At 40.5% G+C, this 7,373-nt stretch carries 11 protein-coding genes; all 11 read left to right on the top strand.

What is annotated here, in order from left to right; genetic code table 11:
• The coding region (locus IQR33_RS31370; protein WP_193844313.1) for a DUF2750 domain-containing protein at positions 1–356 on the top strand (356 nt) is incomplete at its 5' end.
• Positions 357–1,051: 695 nt separating this feature from the next.
• Positions 1,052–1,318 carry a barstar family protein gene (locus IQR33_RS31360; RefSeq protein WP_025527397.1) on the top strand — a complete coding sequence of 89 codons (267 nt, stop codon included), beginning with the start codon at positions 1,052–1,054 and terminating at the stop codon, positions 1,316–1,318.
• 145 nt (positions 1,319–1,463) lie between these two features.
• Positions 1,464–1,736 (top strand): hypothetical protein, encoded by a 273-nt coding sequence (locus tag IQR33_RS34995; protein ID WP_228010110.1) that lies wholly within the window; start codon positions 1,464–1,466, stop codon positions 1,734–1,736.
• Between the two features lie 304 nt (positions 1,737–2,040).
• Positions 2,041–2,814: a nuclease-related domain-containing protein gene (locus tag IQR33_RS31350; RefSeq protein WP_193837850.1), complete on the top strand. Its 774-nt coding sequence runs from the start codon at positions 2,041–2,043 to the stop codon at positions 2,812–2,814.
• Between the two features lie 134 nt (positions 2,815–2,948).
• Entirely contained in the window at positions 2,949–3,299 is a 351-nt protein-coding gene (locus IQR33_RS31340; protein WP_104975420.1) for a hypothetical protein, read from the top strand.
• Positions 3,300–3,467: 168 nt separating this feature from the next.
• The gene (locus IQR33_RS31335; RefSeq protein ID WP_085319722.1) at positions 3,468–3,938 is read left to right on the top strand and encodes a GNAT family N-acetyltransferase; all 471 of its coding nucleotides are present in this window, start codon (positions 3,468–3,470) and stop codon (positions 3,936–3,938) included.
• 153 nt (positions 3,939–4,091) lie between these two features.
• Positions 4,092–4,502, top strand: a complete 411-nt coding sequence (locus IQR33_RS31325; protein WP_021033956.1) for a cytidine deaminase — start codon at positions 4,092–4,094, stop codon at positions 4,500–4,502.
• Between the two features lie 133 nt (positions 4,503–4,635).
• Complete coding sequence (locus IQR33_RS31315; protein ID WP_047104097.1) at positions 4,636–5,199, top strand: hypothetical protein; 564 nt, start codon at positions 4,636–4,638, stop codon at positions 5,197–5,199.
• Between the two features lie 134 nt (positions 5,200–5,333).
• On the top strand, positions 5,334–5,843 hold the full coding sequence (locus IQR33_RS31310) for a DUF4303 domain-containing protein (protein ID WP_193837852.1): 510 nt from the start codon (positions 5,334–5,336) through the stop codon (positions 5,841–5,843).
• 141 nt (positions 5,844–5,984) lie between these two features.
• A complete protein-coding gene (locus tag IQR33_RS31300; protein WP_054579703.1) occupies positions 5,985–6,602 on the top strand; it encodes a hypothetical protein in 618 nt (205 codons plus the stop codon).
• A 159-nt stretch (positions 6,603–6,761) separates the two neighbouring features.
• The gene (locus IQR33_RS31295; RefSeq protein ID WP_193838022.1) at positions 6,762–7,124 is read left to right on the top strand and encodes a VOC family protein; all 363 of its coding nucleotides are present in this window, start codon (positions 6,762–6,764) and stop codon (positions 7,122–7,124) included.
• Positions 7,125–7,373: the final 249 nt, after the last annotated feature.

The following is a 7,373-nucleotide window of genomic DNA, read 5'->3' as shown; positions in this document are numbered from 1 at the left end:
TCCAAGATAAAGCTACATCAAGTTCCAATTACATAAGATTTATCGACAGAGTAATCGAAAATCGAACTGTTTGGGGACTTCAGCATCCTGATGGTGGTTGGGCAGTTTGTAATTCGAATCAGTATCCAGACGCATCAGTTTATGTTTTTTGGTCAGATAGAGCATACGCAAGTCGGGTCGCAATTGGTGATTGGGAGTTGTATGTCCCAAGTCCAATTAACCTAGATTCATTCGTTGATAATTGGCTAAAAGGTATTCATAGCGATGGACATCTTGTGGGTCTCAATTGGGATGCAAACCTCTGTGGTACTGAAGTTGTCGCAATTGATGTGGCAAAAATGTTGGTACGCAGCTAACAAACTGTTTAAGAGGGATTCACAACGCGTGGCATTTATACTGTGCGTTGGTTTAAGTGATTAAGGTGGTATGCAGCAGCTTTGGTATTGCGTTGCTCACCCCTTAACAGGGCGTTAGTACGGGTTTGACATCAAAGGTCATAAATTTTGGTGTTTATCTGTTTTGGCGCTCGTATTTACACCTTTCAGCTAGTGCCTTTCACGTTCTTTCCGGTGGCACTATATGCGAAGTGTTCGCTTTGATTTCATCGTTTACGGCTTCTAACTCTTATCCTATTTCTTTGGTGCTTCTTTATTTTCGTGGTGGTTTTTGAGAGAACCTTGATCACTTTTGTTGTGGCTGTTGAAGTACGAGGAAAGAATCCTTTTCTAATTTGAAGCAAGTGAAAGTAGGGCAGTTCAATGCGTTTTTCTTCTAGCCAACTTTCGTCTTTCAATCGGGGTAAAGTTTTGTAGCTGCCCGTCTCACTTCAGTGTTCAAAGCCTTTCATATCATCTCAGTTTTCAATATCTTGGAGCGCATAAATAGAAGTAGCGCATGTACTAACAAATTGCTTAAGAGTGATTCGTAACGCGTGGCATTTTTACTTTGCGGTGGCTTATGTGATTAAGGCGCTGTGCGGTAGCTTTTGTATTGCGTTACTCACACCTTAGCAAGGCGTTATAGCGCAGCGGTATTTATCAGAAGAGGGATTATGCGCATTGATTTAATAATGATCGAGAACGAAAATCAACTTCATGAATTAATGGCTAATTGCTTTGGTTTTCCAGATTATTATGGAAAAAACTGGGATGCTTTTTGGGATTGCCTTTGTGATTCGGATTTGCCTAAAGTCATAGAGTTTGTAGGTTCTAGTCATTTGAAGTCAGCTCACCCAGAGAGTTTCGAATCTTTAAAAAGTTGTTTTGATGACTTGAGCCGAGAGTATCCAAATATAGGTACCAGAGTAGATTGGAACTAATGCGCTATAACAAACAATTTAAGAGTGATTCAGCACGCTTGGCATTTTTGGCTTGGGTCAAGTTTAGTGATTAAGGTGTTCTAATTAAGTATCGTGGTAGCATGCTTCACACCTTAATTGGGCGTTATAACTTAGAGGGTTTAAAGTGTCAGTTTTACTTACAGTAGTTTCAGGTTTCTTAGTTTTTGTTTTAGGGCAGTTTGTTTTGAAATTAGTGCTAGAGCCGATAGTTTCCTTTAAAGAGGCTCTTGGCTCATTGTCAGCATTTTGCTTAAAAAATCGTGCAAAAATTACTAATGCAAATGCTTCTCTAGATGATCAAAATGAACTGCGCCAGATTATATCTATAATTCTATCAAAAAAAAGAAGCAATCCCATTCTATTCAAAAGTGGCACGCTTACTGAAGCTTCCTCGTGAAGTAGATTTACTTAAAGCTTGTAAAAACCTAAATTTTGTCGCGTATGAGATGTGTAAAGATACGGCTACTCACAAAACAGGTACGGTAGGTTGCACACAAATTGTATTTGAACTTCATGCAACAAGCGACTTATTAGATTTGCGCTTGGATTTTGAAACGTTATAACAAGGCGTTTAAGTCAGATTCCCAACGCTTGGCATTTTGCATTCAAAGTTGGGGTTTGTGTTTACGGTGCAATGGTTTAGGTTAGGTGGTTAGCGTTGCTCACTACTTAACGCGGCGTTAGTTGAATAGGGAAAATCCGTGAATATTTTTGAAGCATTTCTTAATGTGCTTGCGCAAGTCTGGTATCTAGTGCCTTTATTGCTCATTGTTAGCGTTTTCAAAAGTAGGTGGCTAAAAGGTGTATTCGGTGAGTTTCTCGTGAACCGTCTTTTGTCCAAATTACCAGAGTCTGATTACACACTAATAAAAGACGTAACGTTGCCGACTAACGATGGTACAACTCAAGTCGACCATATTGTGGTTTCTAGATATGGCATCTTCGTCGTTGAAACTAAGAATATGAAAGGTTGGATATTTGGTTCAGCTCGCCAGAAACAGTGGACACAAAAGATTTACCGTCATTCCTCTAAATTTCAGAACCCACTGCATCAGAATTACAAGCACATAAAAGCTCTGGAAACCTTGCTAGGTTGCAGTGAAGAACACTTGCATTCAGTTATTGTTTTCATCGGCAACAGTACCTTTAAAACCGAAATGCCTCCAAACGTTACCTACGCTCGAGGAAGTATTCGATACATTCAGCAATTTAACGATGTAGTGTTCTCTGACAATGATTATGCTCGGTTAACAGAGTCTATAAACCGGTTAAAGTTAAAGCGCGGAGTCATTACGGATTTAAAGCATCGTAAACATGTCAAAGGAGTTGTTGCATCCCAAGTTAGCTCAAATCAGTGCCCCCGTTGCGGCTCTGAAATGGTGTTGCGTGAAACCAAGCGTGGTGAAAATATAGGTAAACAGTTTTGGGGTTGTTCAACTTTTCCCAAGTGTAGAGCGGTGAAACAATTCAACTAACAAACTGTTTAAGAGTGATTCGCAACGCGTGGCATTTTCATCATGCGTTGGTTTTAGTGATTAAGGTGGTATGCAGGAGCTTCGGCACTGCGTTGCTCACACCTTAACAGGGCGTTATGCTCTAGGAGGTAATTTTGCTCGATTTATTCAAAAAAGTGCTTCTAATTAACCTCTCAGCGGCTCTTATTGTTATCGCTCTAGCTCAGTTTGTTCCATTCTTTGCTACGACTCGGTTGGTCGACTTTCTTTTCTTTGTTGTCATCATCATATGGATTTTAGCGAAGCTAATGTGGGAAGGTGGTGTCCATAGTAAGACGACTCGGTTAGATGATCCTAGAAGAGATAAAGTTTACAAAATGGTAGAAGGGCATGATTTCGAAAAGGACGAACGAGAGCACTATCGAATGAACTACCAAACAGGCTTAGTTTTCTTCATAGCCGGTCTACCGGCGTTTATTGCTTGTTTAGTCCTTCAATTTCTTTAAGTACGAGCATAACAAAGCGTTTAAGACAGATTCGCAACGCTCGGCATTTTTGGTTTGCTTTGAATTTAGAGTTTACGGCACAATGTTTAAGTCTGGTGGTGGCGTTGCTCACTACTTAACGCGGCGTTATGTAGCCACGAGAGGACGGTAAGTTAAAAGGATTTATATATGTTAAATATTCGCCAAGCTCGCATTGAAGATATCAGTGTTATCAAGAAACTACAGTTTCAGCTTAATGAGTACCATCAAGCAAATTTACCTGATGACTTCTTATCACCGGAAGAAATTGAACAAAAAATAGACCTACACAAGATAATCGAAAGTGAAAGCTCGATTTTTCTGGTAGCCGAAAGCAAAGGGCAGTTAGTAGGTTTTGTTTTTGGTGAGCTATGGGTTCGTAAGTCTTGGACGCTCAAACAGCGAAAAATCGCGAGCATTGAACAAATAGTAGTGGATTCATGCTTTAGAAGCCAAGGCGTTGGACTGGCGCTAATAGAGGCATTTGAGAAAAGGGCTATTTCTAACGGCGGAGAAGAGCTGTTTTTAGAAGTATATTCCTTCAATGAATCTGCTTTAGGTTTGTATCGCAAAGCTGGTATTGCCCCCAAAATCCTAATTGGGCAGAAAGCACTAAGCTGAAAGTCGGCTACATAACAAATTGTTTAAGAGTGATTCGGCACGCGTGGCATTTTTACTATGCGTTAGTTTTAGTGGTTAAGGTGCTATGCGTAGGCTTCGGTATTGCGTGCCTCACACCTTAACAAGGCGTTATAGCGCACGATAAAATTGAATATGGATAATATCGAAAAAGAGCTCTATCAAGCAGCAATAGAACTAGTAAATATGCGATATCCTTCTGGTTGGGGTGGAGCTGCGGCTGTTAGAACAGAGTCAGGAAAAATATTAACAAGCATTGCTCCTGATACTAAAAACGATGCTCTTTCACTATGCATGGAGGTGGGAGCGTATTTAGAGGCTCACAAACTCAATGAGCGAGTGACCCACTCATTATGCCTGTGTCGTGAGAGCGAGAACGATGAATTTCTAATTTTGTCACCATGCGGAGTTTGCCAAGAGCGCCTCGTCCATTGGGGTGGGGATGTCAAAGCAGCAATTACGACTTCAGGGAATGCATTGGTTTTCAAGACTATACGAGAATTAATGCCTCATCATTGGTCACTTGTAAACGGCAAAGCGCTATAACAAACTGTTTAAGAGTGATTCGCAACGCGTGGCATTTTTACTATGCGTTGGTTTTAGTGTTTAAGGTGGTATGCAGTGGCTTCGGTATTGCGTTGCTCACACCTTAACAGGGCGTTAGCACTTCGGAGGAATAATGGATATATCCAGTGGGCTTTTAGCTTTGATTAGCGCTTCGTTTGGGGCTGTATTTACTTTTTGGGGGCAGCGAAAGCTTCTGGAACAACGCATTAATTTAGAGTTCCGAGCTAAACAAGCTGAATTGGTACAAGAAAAACAAAAAGTATTGTTCGATAAGCTAGAAACAAAAATTGAAGAAGCACATGTATTAGTATCTGAACTAGGAAGAGAGTTTTCGCTTACGTTTCTCAATATAGATTGGGAGGCAAATTTAAGCATGAGTGACTACGATGCGAAATACCGTATTTTGTGTGATAAATGCTCTAGATTGCAAATGCTCGTTGATCTGTATGTTCCGACTTTAAGTGAAGAAGTAAATGACATGTCCGAAAATATGAATATGTATTGGGGTAACTTTAGAATTGTTCTTTCTAAAACAGAACAAGGAAAAAAGCCCGATGAACTTGGAAATGTATTCGAAAATGCGGTTAAGTATTCTAGATTGGTTCCTGAACAGGCGTTTTCGATTAAATTTGGGTTAAGTGACTATTATAGAAATCAGGTGTTGAGAGCGTGCTAACAAAGCGTTTAAGACGGATTCACAACGCTCGGCATTTTCGGTTTGATTCAGCTTCAGTGTTTACGGCACAATGGTTTAGGTAGGGTGGTCTGCGTTGCTCACCACTTAACGCGGCGTTATACATTTGGAGCAATATGAAACTTAAGCAACTAGAAAATATGCTCTACAAGGCGACCAAATCAATAATAGTAAGGTTGTCGTCTGAGTTTCCGCAGCATCACTTTTATTACGTAGCTTTGGTCACAACTGGAGAGGGGCATCGACCTATATTTTCGGCTTGGTCTGACGAACTATTGCAAACCGAAGCTTCATCCTTTGAAGACCGAGAAGAAATAAAATGGTCATATGCAGACTCACCGTTGTTTGGTTTCTGCGATGAATACTTCTCAGGTGTTGAACTGCTTTTGGACAATGCGAGCGCTGAATGTGGTTTTAGTGAAGAGACTACGACAGTTCTTTTATCTGCGATGGAGTCGACTCTTAAGCGTTTGTATATTGAAGGTTATTTAGATAGCTTAAATTGTCGAGATAAGCTCTATATCAACGCAGAAATCATGCCGCCAGACGCGACAAACGTTGAACGAGCATATAGGTTAAATCCGCGTGAGTCCTTAGATAGTTGGCTTCGAGAGGCGGCGGAATAAATGTATAACAAATTGTTCAAGAGTGATTCGGCACGCGTGGCATTTTTGCTATGCGTTAGTTTTAGTGGTTAAGGTGGTATGCGGGAGCTTCGGTATTGCGTGCCTCACACCTTAACAAGGCGTTATACCTTCGGAGGAATTGTGACAGAGTCAGAAAGCCAATTTGAAGCAACACTCTATTCTAAGAATATTAAGTTTCGAAAAATCCCTGAGTCTGAAGGGAAAACACCTGATTATGAAGTTTATCTTGGTAATCACCTAAGCTATTGGGAGATTAAAGAACTCACTGAAAACCCATCTGAAAAACAAGTATTACGTGACATTGAAGATGAATGTTTGGGCATATATCAAGTGAACTCCGATCGTGTTGTAAACAGTATTAAAGATGCGGCTAAACAGCTAAAAAACTACGGAGAATCAAAAGCTAGTAGGGTCATTGTTTTATGTGATTGCCGAGACTTCGCAACAATGGATTTCTTATTCATTCCGAGTATCCAGAAAGCGATGTTAGGTAAAGCTGAATATTATGCTCATCGAGATGGATCGTTCGAAGAAATAAAAAGGCATCCAGGTTTGCTGACAAATAGAATGAAGTACATCAGTGCGATAGCTGTACTTTCAGTGAAAACGGGTAAAATTCTATTTCTTCATAACCCAAACGCTACCGTTTCATTGTTCGAAACTGACCTAATAAAACATTTTGATAATCATCAAGTTTTTGAAAAAACCGGTGGGACTAATACTTGGCAACAGGTATAACAAAGCGTTTAAGAGCGACTCACAACGCGTGGCACTTTTGATTTGCGTTGGGTTGAGTGATTACGGTGCTTTGCAGAGGGTTATGTATTGCGTTGTTCGCACCTTAACGCGGCGTTATGTACTTTAAGGAAAATTGTAACCAACTCTAAAGGATCGAGAGTGATAGATCATTTTGAAATTAAGGTAGTTGCATTCGAAGAATGTCGTGTGTTTTACAAGAATGTGCTAGAGCCATTGGGTATTGAACTCAAGTGGTCAGATGAAAATGCTGCTGGCTTTGGGCTTTCGAGCGAGCCAAATGTAAGGTTTCTAATTGAAAAAGGCGTCAGTAATTCTAAGTGCCATATTGCTTTTTCTGCATCAAACAAATTACAAGTTTCTGCGTTTCATCAAGCGGGGTTATCTTTAGGTGGTAAATGCAACGGTAAGCCTGGTTTACGAAAAAACTATGCTCCAAACTACTACGCTGCGTTTTTGATTGACCCTGAGGGCAACAATGTGGAGTCAGTGGTGTACCTTTAGCACGTACATAACAAATTGTTCAAGAGTGATTCGGCACGCGTGGCATTTTTACTATGCGTTGGTTTTAGTGGTTAAGGTGGTATGCGGAAGCTTCGGTATTGCGCGCCTCACACCTTAGCAAGGCGTTAGCTGCTTAGAGGAAAAATGAAGATCCAAGATAAAGCTACATCAAGTTCCAATTACATAAGATTTATCGACAGAGTAATCGAAAATCGAACTGTTTGGGGACTTCAGCATCCTGATGGTGGT

Origin of the sequence: Vibrio sp. OPT46 (genome assembly GCF_015163535.1) — a bacterium.
In the GTDB taxonomy this organism is placed as follows: domain Bacteria; phylum Pseudomonadota; class Gammaproteobacteria; order Enterobacterales; family Vibrionaceae; genus Vibrio; species Vibrio alginolyticus.
The sequence above is the reverse complement of the archived record's forward strand: the minus strand, read 5'-3'. Positions and strand labels throughout refer to the sequence as shown.